The 17,647-nt window shown below is 73.8% G+C and carries 10 protein-coding genes; 7 read left to right on the top strand and 3 right to left on the bottom strand.

Annotation, left to right across the window (positions count from 1 at the left end):
* Positions 1-178 precede the first annotated feature (178 nt).
* The 5 genes from ACIP89_RS13995 (at position 179) to moeZ (ending at position 6,884) form a co-directional block, all read left to right on the top strand.
* On the top strand, positions 179-2,041 hold the full coding sequence (locus tag ACIP89_RS13995; RefSeq protein WP_402115212.1) for a glycosyltransferase: 1,863 nt from the start codon (positions 179-181) through the stop codon (positions 2,039-2,041).
* On the top strand, positions 2,034-3,677 hold the full coding sequence (locus ACIP89_RS13990; protein WP_402115017.1) for a hypothetical protein: 1,644 nt from the start codon (positions 2,034-2,036) through the stop codon (positions 3,675-3,677). Before ACIP89_RS13995 ends, ACIP89_RS13990 begins: the two co-directional genes overlap by 8 nt.
* A 147-nt stretch (positions 3,678-3,824) precedes the next feature.
* The gene (locus ACIP89_RS13985; RefSeq protein WP_401920750.1) at positions 3,825-4,790 is read left to right on the top strand and encodes an NAD-dependent epimerase/dehydratase family protein; all 966 of its coding nucleotides are present in this window, start codon (positions 3,825-3,827) and stop codon (positions 4,788-4,790) included.
* Positions 4,778-5,620 (top strand): phage tail protein, encoded by an 843-nt coding sequence (locus ACIP89_RS13980; RefSeq protein ID WP_401920748.1) that lies wholly within the window; start codon positions 4,778-4,780, stop codon positions 5,618-5,620. The genes ACIP89_RS13985 and ACIP89_RS13980 overlap by 13 nt, the downstream gene beginning before the upstream one ends.
* Positions 5,621-5,705: 85 nt before the next feature.
* Positions 5,706-6,884, top strand: coding sequence for an adenylyltransferase/sulfurtransferase MoeZ (gene moeZ, locus ACIP89_RS13975; protein WP_311303375.1), 1,179 nt, complete (start codon positions 5,706-5,708; stop codon positions 6,882-6,884).
* A 65-nt stretch (positions 6,885-6,949) separates the two neighbouring features.
* On the opposite strand, the gene ACIP89_RS13970 is transcribed toward moeZ, so the two are convergent.
* From ACIP89_RS13970 to ACIP89_RS13960, 3 genes are all read right to left on the bottom strand, one after another.
* Entirely contained in the window at positions 6,950-8,533 is a 1,584-nt protein-coding gene (locus ACIP89_RS13970) for an alpha/beta hydrolase (protein WP_401927608.1), read from the bottom strand.
* A 102-nt stretch (positions 8,534-8,635) separates the two neighbouring features.
* Entirely contained in the window at positions 8,636-10,240 is a 1,605-nt protein-coding gene (locus tag ACIP89_RS13965; RefSeq protein WP_402115015.1) for an alpha/beta fold hydrolase, read from the bottom strand.
* 104 nt (positions 10,241-10,344) lie between these two features.
* On the bottom strand, positions 10,345-13,074 hold the full coding sequence (locus tag ACIP89_RS13960; protein ID WP_401927612.1) for a YbhN family protein: 2,730 nt from the start codon (positions 13,072-13,074) through the stop codon (positions 10,345-10,347).
* 221 nt (positions 13,075-13,295) lie between these two features.
* Here ACIP89_RS13960 and ACIP89_RS13955 point away from each other — a divergent pair, with 221 nt between their 5' ends.
* Positions 13,296-13,715 carry an MGMT family protein gene (locus tag ACIP89_RS13955; RefSeq protein WP_401920741.1) on the top strand — a complete coding sequence of 140 codons (420 nt, stop codon included), beginning with the start codon at positions 13,296-13,298 and terminating at the stop codon, positions 13,713-13,715.
* Positions 13,716-14,074: 359 nt separating this feature from the next.
* Positions 14,075-17,620 (top strand): ATP-dependent helicase, encoded by a 3,546-nt coding sequence (locus ACIP89_RS13950; protein ID WP_402115013.1) that lies wholly within the window; start codon positions 14,075-14,077, stop codon positions 17,618-17,620.
* The last annotated feature ends 27 nt before the right edge of the window (positions 17,621-17,647 follow it).

Below are 17,647 nucleotides of genomic sequence, written 5' to 3'. Positions count from 1 at the left end.
GACCGCCTCTATAGCGCGACGGAACGCCACAGGGGTGGGAAAGTTACGCCGGTTCACCCCTTTCGGTGGTGCGACGGACAACCGTCCGTCGCACCACCGGCGTATCCGCTTACGGTCGTCCCGCTGCGAGTCGCCGATCCAACGGTGGCCGCCCACAAGGGAGATCGGGGGTGTGCTCGTGCGGATCGGACTCCTCACCGACGGTGGTTATCCGTATGCGACCGGTGAGTCCAGACTCTGGTGCGACCGTCTGGTGCGGGGACTTTCGCCACACGAGTTCGATCTCTTCGCGCTGAGCCGGGACGCCGAACAGGAGGCGCGCGGCTGGGTCCAGCTCCCCCTCCAGGTGAGCCGGGTGCGGACGGCGCCGCTGTGGACCGCGGACGGGGGCGCCCTGGGTCTGCACGCCCCCAGAGGGCTGCTCGCCCGACTGCTGACCGGCGGGGGCGCGCACTCCTACGGACGGCGTGAACGACGGCGCTTCACCACCCACTTCACGGCGCTCGCGACTTCGGTCTGCGCCGCGGGCGCGTCACTGGCCGAGCGGGGCGACGGCCCCGAGGGCGGGCTGCCCGCCGAGGACGCCCGGTGCGGACGGGACGCGCGGCCGGCCGATGCCGGGCGGCCTGGCGACGCGCGTTCCCCCGAGGACGCGCGGTTCGCGGACGGCCTCTACGGTCTGGCCGAACTGGCCTGCGAACACGGCGGACTTCCCGCGGCGCTCCGCTCCGAGACCGCGGTACGGATCCTGGAGGCGGCCTGCCGCGCGCCCGGCACCGGCCGCACCGTCCAGGCCGCCACCGTCCCCGACCTCCTCGCCTTCGCCGCGGAGCTCGACCGGGTGCTCCGCCCGCTCTCCCTCGACTGGTACGACGAGGAGGGCCTCGGCGCCGTGGACCTCTGCCACGCCGCCTCCGGAGGCGCCGCCGCCCTGCCCGGACTGCTGGCCAAACGCTTCTTCGGCGTGCCGCTGCTGGTCACGGAGCACTCCGTGCGCCTGCGGTCGCACTACCTCGCGGCGGCGGGCACCCCGCTCAGTGCGCCGGTGCGCGCGCTCCTCGCGAACTTCCACGGCCGGTTCGCCGCCGAGGTGTACCGCCAGGCCGCGCTGATCACCCCGGGCAACACCCACGCCCGCCGCTGGCAGGAGCGCTGCGGCGCGGACCCCGCCAAGGTGCGCACGGTCTACCCCGGCATGGAGTCCGGCCGGTTCGCGGCGCTGGGCGAGACCGAGGGCGACGGCGGCCCGGACACCCTGGTGTGGGTCGGCCGGATCGAGCCCGCCAAGGACCTGGTCGCCCTGCTGCACGCCTTCGCGGAGGTGCGCCGGGCAGAACCCGGCGCCCGGCTGCGGATCATCGGCGCGGCGGCCCAGGGGCCGGAGGGCGCGCGCTACCTCGCACAGTGCCGGGCGCTCGCCGCCCAGCTCTTCCCGGACGAGGCCGCCGACGCGCACGCGGTGGGCGACAACCCGGTCTCCTTCGAGGAGATCGGCGGGGCCGAGGTGCCCGGCCTCGCCCAGGCGTACGGGGCCGGCGGGGTCGTGGTGCTCTCCAGCGTGGTCGAGGGCTTCCCGATCAGCCTGGTCGAGGCGATGTTCTGCGGCCGGGCCACGGTCTCCACGGACGTCGGCGCGGTCGTCGAGGTCATCGGCGGAACGGGGCTCGTGGTGCCGCCGCGCAATCCCCGGGCGCTCGCGGACGCCTGCCTGGCACTGCTGCGCGACCCCGAGCGCCGTGCGCGCCTGGGCGCGGCCGCCCGCGCCCGCGCGCTCGAACTCTTCACGGTCGAACAGAACCTCGCGGCATTTCGCTCCATCTACCTGGAGCTGATCGCTCGGGCGCCGGTGCGCGGGGACGCGACGACGGCGAACGGGACCGGCGGACCGCGCCCCTTCGCCATGCCGCCGGAGGCCCATGTCCTCGGCCTGTGGCCGGAGCTGGACGAAGGCCTCGCCCCGGAACCGGCCGAACGCACACCCAGCTGGGCCGGGAGCGGAGTCGGCGCGGGGGCGCGTGGAGCGGGGGACAGCGATGCGTGAGCAGGAAGCGGCCGGAGCGGGCCGCCGTACCGACGACCGGACCGGGCCGCCCAGCGCCCCCGCCGGGGAGCACGGAGGAACGACGACGGGCCGCCCGACCGAGGCGCCCGGCACACCGGCGACCGGAAGCGGCTGGGACCCCCGCTCACGGGCGCTCGTCCCCGGCCCACCTGCCGGGTCCGCCACGCCGGCCGTGTGCGCCGGGTCCGCCGCGCCTGCCGGGTCCGCCGATCCCGGAGCGCCCGCCGTTCTCGCCGCGCACGCCGGGACCACCGAGCCTGCCGCGCCCGCCGAGCCTGCCGATCCCGCCGATCCCGCCGATCCCGCCGATCCCGCTAAGCCTGCCGCGCACTCCGGGCCCGCCGCGCCCGCCGATCCCGCCGAGCGCTGCGGGCTCGCCAAGTCCGCCGCGCACTCCGAGCCCGCCCCACCCGTCGGGCACTCCACCTCCGCCGCACCCTCCACCTCCTCCGCCCCCTCCCCCGCCTCCGCACCCTCCACCTTCTCCGCGCTCCCCACCCGCGCCCCCGAGATCGCGCACGCCACCCCGGCGCGCAAGCTCACCACCGGGCGGTACGGTCCCGCCGACCCGGTGAAGTCCCTCATGCACCGGCACCGCGAACTCTGCGAGCGGGCCGTCGATCCGCTGGAGATCGCCGCCGGTCTCGAAGCCCACGGCGTCACCGACCGCACCGCCGCCCGCTACCGGCACCGTGACGTCTTCTCGCTCGCGGAGGAACTGTTCGCACGGGTGCCGGGTACCGCACGGGAGCCCGTCGCGGTGCTCTCCGCTCCGGCGCGCGACATCCAGACGCGCGCCGCGTGGTCGCTCCGGGCGCTGCTCCCGGGCGCCGCCTGCCTGGCGACCCTGCTCACGCTGCGGCTCACCGAAGGGGTGCTCGGCGGCGGGGCGCGGCTCGCCATCGGCGGTGGCGGCGCCCTCCTCGCGTTCGCCGGGCTCGCCGTCGCCCTGCGCACCGGGCCGCTCTCCACCGGCGGCCGCCCCACGGGAGCCGCCAACCTGTACGGCTGCTGGCTGCTCGGCTACGCCCTGTACGGCCAGGCCCTGCTCCACCAGGTGCTCAGCGGCGGACCCGAAGGCCCCTGGGACGTCACCCCGGCGCCGCTGCTCGGGCTCGCCGTCGCGGTCGCCCCGGCGGCCTGGTCCGCGCACCTCTTCTCCGTGCACGCCCACCGCAAACTCAACGGCAGCCGCGCACTTGAGGAGTTCGCGGCAGGCGTGCGCCCCCTGCTGTTCGGCGCCGTCGCGTTCTTCCTCTGTGCCGTCACCGGGCTGCTGTACCTGGCCGGGCTCGGGACCGGGGGCGGCGCCCCCGTCGGGGCCGCCGGGCTCGGGGTGCTGCTCCTGCTGGCCCGGCTCCTCACCGTCCACGGCTACCCCGAACCGGCGACCACCGGACTCGCCGCCGCCTGCGCCGTCGAGGCCGCCGCCCCCGCCCTGGTCCTGGCCGGGCGGCTGCCCGGTCTCCACCCCCTCGCCCGGCCCGTCGACGTGCTCGTCGCGGCGGCGGGCGCCGGAGCCGTACCCGCCGTGGCCTGCGGCGCGGCCGCGCTCGGCCTGCTGACCACCGCCACCGTCGCGCTCTCCCGAGCCTCCGCCCACACCGCCGCCTGACGCACACCACGACGCACCACAGACACCCCGCGGAGCCGACGCCGCGGGTCCCTTCCCGCACCGCACGCAACTGCCTCAAGGAGACACGGACATGACCCCCCAATACCTCGCACCGGCAGCCCGCCGTCGGCACCCAGGGGGCGCACGATGAGGGTGCTGCTGCTCGGAGCCAACGGATTCCTCGGCCGGTTCGTCGCCGACCGGCTGCTCGCCGACCCGGCCGTCCACCTCACGGCGCTCGGCCGCGGTGACGACGCCGACGTACGGTTCGACCTCGCCAGCGGCAGCCCGGGAGCGCTCACCCGGTTCCTGGACGCCGTCCACCCCGGAGTCGTCGTCAACTGCGCGGGGGCCACCCGGGGCGGGGCGCGCGACCTGACCCGTCACAACACCGTCGCCGTCGCCACCGTCTGCGAGGCGATGCGGCGCAGCGGCTGCACCGCCCGGCTGGTCCAGGTCGGCTGCTCCTCGGAGTACGGCCCCTCGCAGCCCGGCTCGTCCACCGCGGAGGACGCCATCCCGCGCCCCGGCGGCCCGTACGGCGTCAGCAAGCTCGCCGCCACCGAACTCGTCCTCGGCTCCGGCCTCGACGCGGTCGTGCTGCGGGTCTTCTCGCCGGTCGGCCCCGGCACCCCGGCCGGTTCACCGCTCGGCCGGCTCGCGGAGGCGATGCGCCGCGCCATGCAGTCCGGTGACGGCGAGCTGAAGCTCAGCGGCCTCGGCGTGCAGCGCGACTTCGTCGATGTGCGCGACGTCGCACGCGCCGTGCACGCCGCCTCGCTCTCCGCCGCCCAGGGCGTCGTCAACATCGGTACCGGCCGGGCCGTGCGCCTGCGTGACACCGCCGCCGTACTCGCCAAGGTCGCCGGGTACGCCGGCGCGCTCCACGAGCTGGACACGCCCCCCGCCCGGCTGCCCATCGGCGCCCCCCGCACCTCCGCCGAATCGGTCATGGAGCACCTCTCGGCCACCCCGTCGCCCTACCCGGACGGCTGCGGCGCCTGGCAGCAGGCCGACGTCCGCACGGCCAGGGACCGGCTCGGCTGGCGCCCCCGGATCAACCTGGAGGAGTCCCTCGCGGACATCTGGATGGAGGCGGCGTGCCGTATCTGACCAGCAGCGGCACAGCCCGCCGCACCAGCGGCGCGGAGCGGCTCGGCTTCGGCGTCCCCGGCTACGCCCACCCGCTGCTGGCGCCCGTCGAATGGGCCGAGCTGGCCCGCCCCGGCACCCCGCTGCACTGGGCCGTCCTCGACATCGACAACGGCCCCGGCACCCGCCCCGACCCGCACTGCCTGGCGGCCGCGGGCCGGCTCCGCAACGCCCGCGAACGGGCCGTGCACGGGGACGAGGCGCTGGACGCCGTGCGGGCCTCGGCCGGCCGACTGCTCGGCCGGCTCGATCTGGCCTTCGGCAACCGGCCGTTCGACAAGCTGCTCAGCGACGCCCGGTCCTTCCTGGACTGGTACCGCGTCGACGGCTTCTACCTCGACCGGTGCCCGGCCGACCGCCCCGGCCTCCCGGCGGTGCGCCGGCTCACCAGCACGCTCGCCGCGCTCCTGGCGGACAGCGACAGCACGCGGGACGGCGGGCACCTGGTGCTCGGTCACGACACCCATCCGTATCCCGGCTACGCGGAAGCCGCCGACCAGCTCGTCACCTTCCGCGGTCCGTGGACCGACTACCGCTGGTCGCAGGTGGCGGAGTGGACCGCCGCCTACCCGCCCGGCCGGTTCGCGCACTTCGTCCACGGCGTCCCGCGCAGCCATCTGGAGGAGGCGATGCGGATCGCCCGCTGGCAGGGCGCCGGGACGATCTTCTTCACCGACCGCACCGGGGCGGCGGATCCGGCGCACGGGCGTGGACAAACCGATCCATTCGGGACGCTGCCCAGCTACTGGGACGAAATCGTCTCGCGGATCGGACCTGGTATCTCGGAATGAGAGGGGGCGTGGCAGTGTTACGGCAAGAACAACCGTACGTAGTCGAAGTACGTAGAAACCGACCACCTGCATTGTTGAGGTTCCTGTGTCGCTGCCACCCCTGGTCGAGCCAGCTGCTGAGCTCACCGTCGACGAGGTCCGCAGGTACTCCCGCCACCTGATCATCCCGGATGTCGGGATGGACGGGCAGAAGCGGCTGAAGAACGCGAAGGTGCTCTGTGTGGGCGCCGGCGGTCTCGGCTCGCCGGCCCTGATGTACCTGGCCGCCGCCGGTGTCGGAACGCTCGGCATCGTGGAGTTCGACGAGGTCGACGAGTCGAACCTGCAGCGGCAGATCATCCACAGCCAGGCCGACATCGGCAAGTCCAAGGCCTTGTCGGCCAAGGAGACCGTGCAGGGGATCAACCCCCTGGTGAACGTGATCCTTCACGAGGAACGGCTCGAAGCCGAGAACGTGATGGACATCTTCGCCCAGTACGACCTGATCGTGGACGGCACGGACAACTTCGCCACCCGCTATCTCGTCAACGACGCGGCCGTACTGCTGAACAAGCCGTACGTCTGGGGTTCCATCTACCGGTTCGACGGCCAGGCGTCCGTCTTCTGGTCCGAGCACGGCCCCTGCTACCGCTGCCTCTACCCGGAGCCGCCGCCCCCCGGCATGGTCCCCTCCTGCGCCGAGGGCGGGGTGCTGGGCGTGCTCTGCGCGTCCATCGGCTCCATCCAGGTCAACGAGGCCATCAAGCTGCTCGCCGGAATCGGTGACCCGCTCGTCGGCCGGCTGATGATCTACGACGCGCTGGAGATGCAGTACCGCCAGGTCAAGGTCCGCAAGGACCCCGACTGCGCGGTCTGCGGCGAGAACCCGACCGTCACCGAGCTCATCGACTACGAGGCCTTCTGCGGCGTCGTGTCCGAGGAGGCCCAGGAGGCGGCGCTCGGCTCCACGATCACTCCCAAGCAGCTCAAGGAGTGGATCGACGGTGACGAGAAGATCGAGATCATCGACGTCCGCGAGCCGAACGAGTACGAGATCGTCTCGATCCCCGGCGCGAAGCTGATCCCGAAGAACGAGTTCCTGATGGGCAACGCCCTCCAGGACCTCCCGCAGGACAAGCGCATCGTGCTGCACTGCAAGACCGGTGTCCGCAGCGCCGAGGTCCTCGCGGTCCTCAAGTCGGCGGGCTTCGCGGACGCGGTGCACGTCGGCGGCGGCGTGATCGGCTGGGTCAACCAGATCGAGCCCGAGAAGCCGGTGTACTAGAACGCTGCGAAGGGGCCGGTCCGCATCGTGCGGGCCGGCCCCTTCGGCGTAACCACCGCGCTCCGCTACGAGCAGGTCCTGCCGTCGGCCGGGACCTTCCCGTCCAGGAAGTACCTGTCCACCGTCGACGTCACGCAGGTGTTCCGGCCGTAGGCGACGTGCCCCTCGCCCTTGTTGGTGAGCAGCACGCCGACGCCCTTGCCCAGCTCGTCCGCCATCTTCCGGGCGCCCTCGTACGGGGTCGCCGGGTCGCCGGTCGTCCCCACGACCAGGATCGGACCGGCTCCGGGAGCGCTCGCCTCCGGGTTGTCGCGCTCACCCTTCACCGGCCAGTCAGCGCACCAGCCCGCCGTGTCCCAGGCCAGGAAGGCGCCGAAGACCGGCGACAGCTTCTCGAACCCGGGCAGCAGCGCCTTCGCCTCGGCCGCCGTCGGCCGCGCGTTGCTGTCCGCGCAGGAGATGGCCCGCTGCGAGTGGCTCTCGGTGCCGTAATGGCCCTTCTCGTCCCGGCTGTTGTACGAGTCGGCCAGCTGGAGCAGCTTGCTGCCCCGGCCGCCCTCCGCCTCGTCCAGCGCCTGGGTCAGGAACGGCCAGCTGTCTTTGGAGTAGAGCGGCATCACGATGCCCGTGAGGGCCAGCGACTCGTTGAGCTCGCGGGACGTGCCGGTCGGCAGCGGCTTCCTGTCGATCTCCGCCAGCAGCCGGGCGATGCGCCGGGTGCCCGTCCCCGGGTCCTGGCCGCGGTCCCTGAGGTAGTTCTCCAGTGCCCGCTGGAAGCCGGTCGCCTGGTTGCGGGCGTGGCCGACGGCGTCCGCCGTGGGGTCGACGACGGCGTCCAGGACGGCGCGCCCCACGTTCGCGGGGAAGAGGTGCGCGTACGTGCCGCCCAGCTCGGTCCCGTACGACATGCCGAAGTAGGTCAGCTTCCGGTCGCCGAGCACCTCGCGGATCAGGTCCATGTCCCGGGCGGCGTTCGTCGTGCCGACGAACGGCAGGACCTTGCCGGAGCGGCGCTCGCAGCCGGCGCCGAAGTCCGCGCCGTCCTTCATGAACGCCGCCTCCTCCGCCGCCGTGTCCGGAGTCATGTCCACCTTCCGGGCGGCGTCCTCCTGCTCCTGGTCGGAGCGGCACCGCACCCCGGCGCTCCCGGCCACCCCGCGCGGATCGAAGCCCACCAGGTCGTAACGGGTGTTGAGCTTCTGGTACGAACCGGCGGCGCGCGGCAGGATGGAGACGCCGGAACCGCCGGGGCCGCCGAAGTTGAACAGCATCGAGCCGAGGCGCCGGCCCTTCTCGCGGGCCTCCTTGCGGATCAGCGCGATCCCGATCGTGTCGCCCGCCGGCTCCGCGTAGTCCAGCGGGACGCGGACCGTCGCGCAGCGCCAGTCCGGACCGGGAGCGGTCCCGCCCTCGGGGGCCCCGCAGCGTTTCCAGTCCGGGTGCTGCGAGGTGAGCGTGCCGGGCAGTGCCGGGAGCCGCGTGGGCTTCCCGTCCGCGGTGGGCGCAGCCGCGGCGGGCGGTGAGCCGGCCGTACCGCCGTCCGCCGCCTTGCCGGGCTTGTCGTCCGTAGCGTCGTCGCACCCCGCGAGCGCCCCGGTCAGCAGCAGCGCGGCGGCGGCCAGCGCCCCGGCCCGTGCGTATGAGACCACGTGTGTCCCTCCCCTGTGTCCCCCGGTTCTCGCCCTGCCCGGTCGGCAGTTCGCCCATCGTAGGACGGTGCCGGGACGGCGCAGGACGGTGCCGGGACCGCCTCAGCCGCAGACCGTTCCGGCCGCCGGGACCTTGCCGTCCAGCAGATAGCCGCCCACCGCCTTCTGCACGCAGGCGTTGCCGCTGTTGTACGCGCCGTGCCCCTCGCCCTTGTACGTCATCTCCACGCCGACGCCCTTGCCGAGCTCCTCGGCCATCGCCCTGGCGCCCTTGTAGGGGGTCGCCGGGTCGCCGGTGTTGCCGATGACCAGCTGGGGGGCCGAACCGGGGGCGCTGACATCGGGGTGCTCCCAGACGCCGGCCACCGGCCATTCGGTGCACGCCATCAGTCCCCAGCCCAGGTAGTCACCGAAGACCGGTGAGGCCTCACGGAACCGGGGGAGCTTCGCCTTGGTCTCCTCCAGCGTGAACCGCTCCTTGGAGTCGGCGCAGCTGATGGCGGTGTTGGCCGCGGCGGAGTTGTCGTAGTGGCCCTTGTCGGAGCGGCCGTTGAGGGAGTCGGCCAGCGCCAGCAGCAGTCCGCCGCTGCCGCCGTCGGCCTCGTCGATGCCCTGCTCCAGCAGCGGCCAGGTCTCCTTGGAGTACAGGGCCGCCGCGATGCCGGTGGTGGCCTGGGTCTGGGTCAGCTTGCGGGCACCGAGCCCGGACACGGGCCGCTTCTCCAGCCGGTCCAGGAGGCCGGAGATCCCCTGCTCGACCCCGTCGGCGTCGGAGCCCGGCAGCTTGCAGGCGTCGCCCCGCTTCGCGCAGTCCTCGGCGAAGTTGTCCAGCGCGAGCTGGAACCCCTTGGCCTGGCCCAGCGAGGACTGCTCGGCGTCCTCGGTCGGGTCCACCACCGCGTCCAGCACCGACCTGCCCACGTTCCTGGGGAACAAGTGCGCGTAGACGCCGCCCAGTTCGGTGCCGTACGAGATGCCGAAGTAGTGCAGCTGGTGGTCGCCCAGCACCTGGCGCATCAGATCCATGTCGCGGGCGGCGTTCGTCGTCCCGACGAAGGGGAGCTCCCGGCCGGAGTTCTTCTCGCAGGCGGCCGCGTACGCCTTGGTGTCCTCGGTGAACGCCTTCTCCTCCGCGGCGTCGTCCGGCGTCCCGTCGGCCTGGTAGCGGGCGTCCAGCTGCTTGTCGGTCTCGCACCGCACGCCGTCGCTGCGGCCGACCCCGCGCGGGTCGAAGCTCACCAGGTCGTAGCGGGTGCGCAGCTTGTCGTACTCGGTGCCGAAGGCGGGCAGGGTGGCGACGCCGGAGGCGCCGGGGCCGCCGAAGTTGAAGATGAGGGAGCCGATGCGCTTCTTCTGGTCCATGGCCTTCGCGCGGACGAGCGCCAGTCCGATGGTGTCGCCCGAGGGTTTGGCGTGGTCGAGCGGGACCTTCATGACGGAGCACTCCCAGACGGCTCCGCCGGGCAGCGGCGAGGGTGCGGCGCCGCCGCCCTCCGCCTGGGACGGCGCGGGGCAGCGCTTCCACGTCAGCTGCTGGGCGGCGAGAGCGGACGGACCGGGGCTCGCGGCGGCGTTCGCCGGGTGCGGCGAACCCTGCGAGCGGTCCGGTGCGTCGTTGTCACCGCCGTCCGAGCAGCCGGTGAGCGGAAGCAGCACGGTAACGGTGGCGGCGAGGGCCGCGGCGCGCAGGGCAGGGGAGGTCCTCATCGCTCCATCGTGCGGCGGGGACGGGGAGGGTGCACGGGGCGCCGGTCCAAGCGGGTGGCCCGCTGCCGGGCATGCGAGCCCGGCCATGATCCACCGGACAGACCCTAGAGCTCGCCCTTGCGGGTGAGGTGGTTGAAGCAGATCCAGCCGGGGAGCACCGGCAGCCACAGGGTCATCAGCCGGAACAGCAGAACCGCCGGGGCCGCGACCTCCTTCGGCAGGCCGACCGCGATCAGACCCAGCGTCAGCGCACCCTCGACCGCGCCCATACCGCCGGGGGTCGGTGCCGCGGAGCCCAGCGCGTTGCCGGCGAGGAAGACCACCGCGATGCTCGCGTAGCTGAGGTGGGGGGTGTCGGGACCGCTGAACGCCCGGACCGACGCGTCCAGGCACATCACGAACAGGCCGGTGAGCAGCAGCATCCCGCCGATGCCGGTGAGCAGCTTCTGCGGCCGCTGTACGACGTCGAGCATGCGCGGTACGACCCCGGCGAACAGCGACCTCACCCGGGTCACCACGAATTTCCGCAGGAACGGGATGGCCGTCACGACCAGCACCAGCACCGCGACCGTCAGCAGCCCCGCGATCACGGTCCTGGACGGGGTGAGCGAGGACGGGGTCTTCTCGGTGCCGGTCAGATAGCCGAAGGCGCCGAGCAGCAGGATGTGGCAGCCGAGGCCGAAGAGCTGCGAGGCGCCGACACTCGCGACCGCCAGCCCCGGGCGTACGCCGGAGCGTTGCAGGAACCGGGTGTTCAGTGCGACGCCGCCCACCGCGGCGGGCGCCACGATCTTCACGAACGACCCGGCGATCTGCGCCAGCACCGTCTTGCCGAACGGCACCCGCTCCGGCACGAAACCCAGCAGGCTCATCGCCGCCGCGATGTAGCTGAGGGCCGAGAAGCCGAGCGCGGCCGCCACCCAGCCCCACTCCGCCTGCTCGACCACCGCACCGAAGTCGGCCTCTGTGACCTGCGAGATCAGGAAGTACGCGGCGATGGCACCGGCGATGAAGCTGAGCAGGGTGCGGGGTTTGATGCGCTCCAGCCGGACCGGCTCGACCGGGGCCTGCGGCCGGATCAGCAGCACCTCCCGGCGGATCAGGGTGAGCAGATCCTCCTCGCGCGCCCCGTCCAGCGCGTCGTCCATGGCCCGCTTCTCGGCCTGCTTCTCGGTACGCAGCGATTTGCGGGCGGCCTTGCGGTCCTCGTCCCCGGCGAGCTCCGCGCCATGGGTACGGGCCCGCTTCGCCGCGTCCGAGGCGTCGAGCACCGCCTCGCGCTCCCGCTGCGACCGCTCCCGGGCGAGTCTGCGCAGATGCGCCCGGGTGGAGCGGCTGAGCGCGATCGGCTGGAGCAGCGGCAGGCAGTCCGCGACGGTGTCGGGACCGACGACCGCGAGCGCGGCGGCCACCGCCCGCTCCGCGCCCACCCGCAGACCGGTCGTGGTGAGCAGCTGGGCGATGTCCATCCGCAGCACCAGATCGCCGGCCGCGATCTCGCCGCCCCGCAGGTCCGTGACGAACACCTTGCCGGAATGATCCACCAGCAGGGCGTCGCCGGTGAGCCTGCGGTGCGCGATCCGCCGGGACTGGAGCGCCTGCACCTGGCGCCAGGCGCCGCGCACCAGGTCGTCGGTGATGTCGGCGTCCTCCAGCGCGTCCAGCGAGCGGCCGCCGATGTGCTCGTAGACCAGCATCACGGCGTCCGGGCCCAGCTCGGAGGTGGCGATCAGCTTGGGCGCGTTGGCTCCGGCGGCGATCGCCGCGTAGGCGAGCAGCGCTTCCTGCTCCAGTGCCTGGCGCAGCGACTGGATGGACCGCCGCTGGGTGATCCCGCGCAGGGTGAGCCTGCGCCACACCCGGTAGAAGAAGCCCTGGGCCTGCTGTTCCCGGTCGACGACCGTCACGTCGAGCGGCGGGCCGTCCTCCAGGGAGACCAGGTAGCGGCGGCCCCGGTCGTTCTGGTCGCCGGCGTCGGGGGCGTCGTCGGCCCGCATCGCGGTGACGGGGTGGAAGCCGACGTGGCGCAGACCCGCCATCAGGTGCTGGCCGGTCGGCCGGACGTTCGGCGAGCCGACCGCGTAGAGCGTGCCGTACGCCACCGTCCAGCCGATCAGCACCGTGAGGATGATCGAGAGGGGTGTCGTGTAGCCGCCGACCAGCATGGCGAAGGCGTCGAGCAGCAGCACCACCCACAGCACGACCCGCCAGCGCGGCCGTCTCGCCATCCCGACCGCCGTCATATAGGCGATCACGGGGGCGAGATAGCCGTGCACGGGATCAGTGAGCGCGTCACCGGGCGCCGGCTGGGTCAGGGCGTCCTGGATCGTTCCGGAGGCAGTTTTGGCGACCCACAGATCCGCCGCGAGCGTCACCCCGTGGGCCAGTACGGCGGCCAGCACACCGTCCGCGATCCGCAGCCCGTCGCGTTTGATCAGCCGCTCGATCGCGAAGGCGACCGGCACCAGCAGGACGGCGATGCTGGAGACCAGCCCGGCGATCTTGATGAGCACGTCGGGCGCCTGGCCGGTGCCCTTGTTGATGTCCTCCTCAAGACCGGTGGTCGTGCCGTGGGCGAACGCGGCGACGGAGAACAGCACGACGATCGCCAGGACGCCGATGAGGAGCCGCAGCAGGTCGGAGGGACGGTGCACCCGGGCGGGGAGCAGGGGTTCGTCCCCCGAGACGCGCTCGGTCGGTTCCTCTTCCGAGGTCGACAACGTCGAGCCGGCCAGGCTCCCGGAAGGGCTGTCCGGACCGGTGTCCGAGTCCGGCCGGCCCTCTTCCGGGCGCGGCTCGGCATCAGAGGAGCCGGCCGCCTTCGGTGGCTGCACGCCCTGCTCCTTCGTCGCCTCTGATTGGTCTTCGTGGTCTCGTATCACCGGTCACCGCCCGGATGATGGTGGCACGGCCTGTGGACGGAGGAGGGCATCAGGGTGCGATGCAGGGGCGCGCGAAGCGCAAAATACGCCCCTTTCACGGCCTCCGCACGCCGCGTGAGCGACCCGATACGGAATCGACCGCGCTGTCGGTGGCATACGGCAGGATGGGCCGGATGAGCGAGAACCCGACGAGTGACGCGCTGCCGGAGTATGCGGAGCGCGTGCTCGACGTCGCCGAGCTGATCCCGCCCGGCCGCGTCATGACGTACGGCGACATCGCGGAGTGGCTGGGGGACGGCGGACCGCGGCAGGTCGGCCGGGCCATGGCGCTGTACGGGTCGGCGGTGCCGTGGTGGCGCGTGGTGCGCTCCGACGGGACGCTGCTGCCCGGCCACGAGCTGCGCGCGCTGAACCACTACCGCGCGGAGAACACCCCGCTGCGCGAGGCCCCGGCCAGTGCGGACGGTCACGTCCCGCGCCTGGACATGAGACGCGCGCGGTGGGACGGAGTACCGGGGCCGGCGGCGGACGCCGGGGCGGACGGCAGGGCATGCGGTCCGGGAGCGGACGGCGGCGGGGGTGCTCACACCTGACAGCTTCGGCCATCCGGCGGCCCAACGTGCGGAGCCGGGTCCGTACGGCGTACGGGAAGCGTGACGCGCGCGCCGTGCTGCCCGCCGGGTGTGCGCGGTTCGCGCGGAGTGCGCCGGTCGGAGGGCGCACTCCGTCGGCACGGGTTGTGCCGCCCTCGTCACGTCCTCCCTCGTCACGCCCGCTCCCGTCACGCCCGCTGTCGTCCGGACCGCCTCCACCGTGTTCGCCGGCCGGGCCGAACGTGACGATCCCCGCATCCGTACCGCCGCGATCGGGGCCGTCGCCGGAGTAGCGTCGTCAGTTCGCGGCAGCTGCCGCACCCTCACCATCAGCACACCCACCAGGACCGGCGACCCACGTGAGCTCCTCCTCCACCACCCGGCACAGTCCGCACCGTCAGGCACGGCGTGGGACCACGGGCGCGTACCGGCTGGTGCGTACCCCGCCGGGCTCCGTGGACCCCCCTCTCCTGGACGCGGCGCAGCGTGCGGTGGTTGACCACCCCGGCGGGCCGCTGCTGGTCCTCGCCGGACCGGGTACGGGCAAGACCACCACGCTCGTCGAGACCGTCGCGTCACGCGTCGCGCGGGGCGCGGACCCGGCCCGCGTCCTGGTGCTCACCTTCAGCCGCAAGGCCGCCGTCGAGCTCCGCGACCGGATGGCCGCCCGGCTCGGCGCCGTCCGCAGCCCGCAGGCCACCACCTTCCACTCCTTCTGTTACGCCCTGGTCCGCGCCCATCAGGACGCCGATCTCTTCGCCGACCCGCTGCGGCTGCTCTCCGGTCCCGAGCAGGACGTCACGGTCCGCGATCTGCTGGCCGGCCAGCTCGACCTGGAGAAGCAGGGGCGCGCCCACATCCGCTGGCCCGACGAGCTGCGGGCCTGCCTGACCACCCGCGGCTTCGCGGACGAGGTACGCGCGGTGCTCGCCCGCAGCCGTGAGCTGGGCCTCGGCCCGGAGGCCCTCGCGGACTTCGCCCGGCGCACCGGCCGCCCCGACTGGAGCGCCGCCGCCGAGTTCCTCGCGGAGTACCTCGACGTGCTGGACGCACAGGGGGTGCTGGACTACGCGGAGCTGGTCCACCGGGCGGTGCTGCTCGCGGAGCGCCCCGAGGTCTCCGCGTTGCTGGCCGGCCAGTACGACCTGGTGTTCGTCGACGAGTACCAGGACACCGATCCGGCCCAGGTGCGGCTGCTGCACGCGCTGGCCGGGAACCGGGGGAGCACCCCGGGGGGCGGCGGTGGCCGGGACCTGATCGCGTTCGGTGACCCGGACCAGTCGATCTACGCCTTCCGGGGCGCCGACGTGAACGGCATCCTCGACTTCCCCGAGGTCTTCCGGCGGGCGGACGGCGCTCCGGCCCCGGTCGGCGTCCTCACCGTCTCGCGCCGCTCCGGGGAGCGGCTGCTGGCGGCCACCCGGCTGCTCACCCGCCGGATGCCGCTGACCCGGCTGCCCTCCGCGAAGGTCCGGGCCCACCGGGAGCTCGGCGCGGTCCGCGAGGGCGGCAGCGTGGAGACGTACACCTACCCGACCGCCTCCACCGAGCTCGACAACATCGCGGACCTGCTGCGCCGGGCGCATCTGGAGGACGGGGTGCCGTGGCACGAGATGGCGGTGCTGGTCCGGGCCGGCGGGCGCACGATCCCCGCGATGCGCCGGGCCCTGACCTCGGCGGGCGTTCCCCTGGAGGTCGACGGCGACGACCTGCCCCTGCGCCACGAACCCGCGGTGGCCCCGCTCCTGACCGCCCTGCGCACGGTGGCGACGGCGGCACTCCGCCGGAACGCGGAGGCGTCGGCGGACGCGGACGCGGACCCGGGCACGCCAGCAGAGGCGGACACGGACGCGCCAGCAGAGGCAGAGGCAAAGGCCGAGGCGGAGGCAGAGGCAGAGGCAAAGGCCGAGGCGGAGGCAGAGGCAGAGGCAGAAGCCGAGGTGGACGCGCCGGCACAGAAACAGAAAGAAGAGGAGGAGGCAGAGGCGGAAGCAGAGGCAGAGGCAGAAGCAGAGCCCCCCGTCACGGCGCCCTGGCTCGATACCGAGACCGCGCTGACCCTCCTCGCCTCCCCCCTCGGCTCCATGGACGCCGCCGATCTGCGCCGGCTCGGCCGGGCCCTGCGCGACGAGGAGCGCGCCGCCGGGAACCGGGTGCCCGCGCCCTCCGGAGATCTGCTGGCCCGCGCCCTGGCAGAGCCGGAGCGGCTCGTCGCGCACGATCCGGCGTACGCCCGTGGTGCCCAGCGCCTCGGCGCCCTGCTGCGCAAGGCGCGCGAACTCCTGGAGGGCGGCGGCACCGCGGAGGAGGCCCTGTGGGAGCTGTGGTCCGGCACCCCCTGGCCGGGCAGGCTGGAGCGGGCCGCGCTGCGCGGCGGCGCGGGCGGCCGCAACGCCGACCGCGACCTCGACGCGGTCTGCGCCCTGTTCGACACGGCGGCCCGCGCGGAGGAGCGCACCGGGGGGCGCGGCGCGCTCAACTTCCTGGAGGAGGTCGACGCCCAGGACATCGCGGCCAACACCCTCTCCAGGCGCTCCGCCCGGCCCGATGCCGTACGGCTGATGACCGCGCACCGGTCCAAGGGCCTGGAGTGGCGCATGGTCGTCGTCGCCGGGGTGCAGGAAGGCCTCTGGCCCGACCTGCGCCGCCGGGGCTCGCTGCTCGAAGCGGACCGGATCGGCCGCGACGGTCTCGCCGAACCCCTCACTCCCGGCGCACTCCTCGCCGAGGAGCGCCGGCTGTTCTACGTCGCGGCCACTCGCGCCCGCGAACGGCTCGTCGTCACCGCCGTGAAGGCGCCCGCCGACGACGGTGACCAGCCGTCCCGCTTCCTGGCCGAACTCGGCGTCGAGCCCCGCGACGTCACCGGCCGCCCGCGCCGACCCCTCGCGGTGGCCGCCCTGGTGGCCGAACTGCGCGCCACCACCGTCGACCCCGGCGCCTCCGACGCCCTGCGCGAGGAGGCCGCCCACCGCCTCGCCCGGCTCGCGGCGCTCACCGACGACGAGGGGCAGCCGCTCGTGCCGTCGGCCCACCCCTACCGCTGGTGGGGCCTGTACGAGCCGACCCGCTCGGCCGTCCCGCTGCGCGACCGGGACCAGCCCGTCGCCCTGTCCGGCAGCGCGCTCGACCAGCTCGCCAACACCTGCGCGCTCCAGTGGTTCCTGGGCCGCGAGGTGAAGGCCGACGCCCCGGCGACCGCCGCCCAGGGCTTCGGCAACGTCGTCCACGTACTCGCCGACGAGGTGGCCTCCGGCCGTACCCCCGCCGATCTGGCCGTCCTCATGGAGCGGCTCGACTCGGTCTGGGACGGGCTGGTCTTCGACGCCCCCTGGAAGTCGCAGCAGGAGAAGGAACAGGCGCGCGTCGCCCTGGAACGCTTCCTGCGCTGGCACGTCATGGACCGCACCGGCCGCACCCCGGCCGCCAGCGAGCACGACTTCGACGTGACGCTGGAGGCGGGGGAGTACGAGGTGCGCATCCGCGGCTCCATGGACCGGGTGGAACGGGACGCCGACGGCCGCGCCTACGTCGTCGACTTCAAGACCGGCAAGCAGTCCCCGACGAAGGAGGAGGTCGCCCGCCACCCCCAGCTCGCCGTGTACCAGCTGGCCGTCCGGGAAGGCGCGGTCGACGACGTCTTCGACGGCCGGCGCCCGGAGTCCGGCGGCGCCGAACTCGTACAGCTGCGCCAGCCCGCGCCCAAGAAGGAGGGCGGCGACGCCGTCCCCAAGGTGCAGGCCCAGCAGCCGCCGGACACCGAATGGGTCTCCGACCTGCTGGCGACCGCCGCGGGCCGGGTCCTGGACGAACGGTTCACCCCGACGACCGGCCAGCATTGCACCCACTGCGCGTTCAGGGCCTCGTGCAGTGCCCAGCCGGAGGGGCGGCAGGTTCTGGAGTGAGCGGGCGCGCGAGCGGGCGGGTCCGGA

Source organism: Streptomyces sp. NPDC088730, assembly GCF_044751215.1.
Lineage (GTDB): Bacteria > Actinomycetota > Actinomycetes > Streptomycetales > Streptomycetaceae > Streptomyces.
This window is presented reverse-complemented; position numbering and strand designations above follow the sequence as displayed.